The 2,457-nt window shown below is 33.2% G+C and carries 4 protein-coding genes; all 4 read right to left on the minus strand.

The annotated features are described in order from the left end of the window. Positions 1–93: 93 nt before the first annotated feature. Positions 94–348 carry a hypothetical protein gene (locus tag ACI3VO_RS14770; RefSeq protein ID WP_439758650.1) on the minus strand — a complete coding sequence of 85 codons (255 nt, stop codon included), beginning with the start codon at positions 346–348 and terminating at the stop codon, positions 94–96. 135 nt (positions 349–483) lie between these two features. Next, complete coding sequence (locus ACI3VO_RS14775; protein WP_439758651.1) at positions 484–651, minus strand: hypothetical protein; 168 nt, start codon at positions 649–651, stop codon at positions 484–486. A 344-nt stretch (positions 652–995) separates the two neighbouring features. Beyond that, complete coding sequence (locus ACI3VO_RS14780) at positions 996–1,187, minus strand: hypothetical protein (protein WP_439758652.1); 192 nt, start codon at positions 1,185–1,187, stop codon at positions 996–998. Positions 1,188–2,006: 819 nt separating this feature from the next. Beyond that, positions 2,007–2,457: hypothetical protein (locus ACI3VO_RS14785; RefSeq protein ID WP_439758653.1), on the minus strand; the 451-nt coding region annotated here is incomplete at its 5' end.

The following is a 2,457-nucleotide window of genomic DNA, read 5'->3' on the forward strand; positions in this document are numbered from 1 at the left end:
TTGTTCATATAAAGCACCACCAATACCTCCTAGAGCTACATTATATGTATGAGATTGCTTTATAAACTCTAAATTTACCAATTCAGATTCTTTCTAAAAAGCATCTTCTGCAGTATCATATATAAACAGTGTAGACCTTTGAAATGCATCAACACCATATTTCTTTACTGCATACTGAAAAGGAGTCTTAGGATACATATAAGTACTTGGCATATTAATTTTCACACCACAACCTATATACCCATCAAATATTTCAGGATTTTCTGTTTTATGCACTCCAATATAAATACGATTTATCCCATTAATTTTAGATTTTAAGTTTGTAGTTAAATAAACAATATATTTCATAGTAATTCAGTTTTTTGATTATAATTAATCTACGGGTCTCCCCTAGTCGTTGAACAGTTCTCCTATCAGAGACTTGCTGCTGATTGTTTCATTATAGAAGTTTTCCAGCAATTTAAAGAATTTTATAATAATGTGTCACCACATTAACGTACTTTGATAAAAATACGTAGAATCAATCGTGTTAAATCCATTAGTCTTCTTAGTATCACCATAGTAGATGTTTCTAAGGGCTTCAGTTAAGAATGTTGCTGTTAATTCAGGATACAGACGAGACATAACACCAAGACGATGCGGTCTCTCCATGTGAATCTTATGTTACCATAAGCACTGACTATATCTTAACTAGGTAGCAATCTAGCAGTACCTTTTTCGAACTACGTATCAATAGTAGTTCTACTTCTGCGATTCCAGAATAGTCGATACAGGATTTTATTCCCACGGTATTACCATATCATAAGACTTAGGCTTCACCGTTAGCCATTTCTGACCCTCTTGATGAAAGAGAAAAGGTACAACAGGCGATGTTACTCACCAAAAAATTTACTAAAATCTTCAAATGTGCGAGTTGTTCCCATCTAGGGACGGTTCGTCACAAAACTTGCTACTAACATATAAACTTTTTTACTTTAAAAAAAATGTTGATCTAATTACCAATCATCTTCATCCGCAAATGCATCGATCTTTCTAGTAGGAGTTACTTCAACCTTGGCGGATTCTTGTTTGGCTGCTTCGTAACCTCTGTTATATTGTTCTTTCATTTGTCTATCTAATTCCTGAACTATTTTATCCTCATTCAGAATAAAGAATGCTGCTTTAGTAAATACCTTAGGGTCTCTCAAAGCTGCGCCAAATGGACTTAAACCATTCTAGTCTAAACTCAGAGTAAAGCTAGCCAAATCTTCCTAATCCTATTTATCTAATTCCAAGGAATTTCCTACAAACGAATTCAGATTTGCAATCTCATTATAAATTGTGTTAGCAAACTAATTATATTCTTCCTTCTGTAATCTTTCTTGTTCTTCTTTAGCTTGCTACTCAGCATCATCTTGGATTTTCTTAAAGTTGTTTCTTAAGCTATCTACAGTCTTCTTAAATAAAGCCTCATTAGATTTTGCCTACTCTAAAGCTTGTGTAATCTCCTCATCTGTGATATTCTCTTCTCCTACTTTTTGTAGAAGGTCCAGAGCATAAACATCATCGTCAGATAGCTAATCTACATCATAGGTTTTCTCAGGAGGAGCTTGTAAACTATTAAAGTAATCATCAATACTCATACCACTATTTCTAATAGATTGTATCAATTGCATTTCATCATTAGTAAACTAAGTATTCTCCTCTGCTGCTTTCTCAGGTTCACCAATTAAAATATTAAGCTATTCTTCTCTATCTAAGGAATTCCAATCTTTTTCTACAACTTGTCCATCTTCTTCAAACTTGATTTTGCTTGGGTCAGAAATACCTCTAGCTTTAAGAACCTCAGAAGTTAAATCGTTTTCTGTATTCTAAGAACTCTAATCTTCTAAACCATTATCAGCAAATTCATCTTCTTCAAAAATTACATCATCAAAATCAGCCATAAATCATTTCCATTTCATTATAAATATAAGAGAGTAGTAATTTGGTTCTATTTTAATTGGAGTATTTTTCCACTCTTGTTCCTATTCGCTAATAGTATGAGTGTGAGGATCCATAGTTAATGTATGAGTGTGTTCATCCATGTAAATAAATCCATTATAATTTATTCCTCCAGCGTCATAGGAAATAGAAGTAACTCCCCAGTTACTTATTGTAGAATCTGTAATATTTCCAGAACTATCTTTTGGAATTGTAATAATTTCCATAGTTCTGAGTGCTGTTGGTGCAAATACTCTAGAGGTCATCATTTCACTATAATCTGTATTATAACCACTAAAGTTACCCTCTGATTCTGTATTTCCTATAGTTCCTGTGGATGTTTCCTCACTTATAGTATAAGGATGATTATGTTTTGGGAGATTGTCAACTGTAAGAGTAACTTCATTATTCTCATGTACAATAGTTTCCCCAACTGTATCTGCACTAGCTTTAATAAACTTTCCAACTAGGTTGGGGGAACCATGTGAACCATCA

It is taken from the genome of Intestinibacter sp., from assembly GCF_051866655.1.
Classification (GTDB): Bacteria; Bacillota; Clostridia; order Peptostreptococcales; family Peptostreptococcaceae; genus Intestinibacter.

Excerpts from the sequence above, each read along its gene's own strand:
- ACI3VO_RS14770 (WP_439758650.1), bottom strand. The coding sequence starts at position 348 with ATGAAATATATTGTTTATTTAACTACAAACTTAAAATCTAAAATTAAT.
- ACI3VO_RS14775 (WP_439758651.1), bottom strand. The coding sequence starts at position 651 with ATGGAGAGACCGCATCGTCTTGGTGTTATGTCTCGTCTGTATCCTGAA.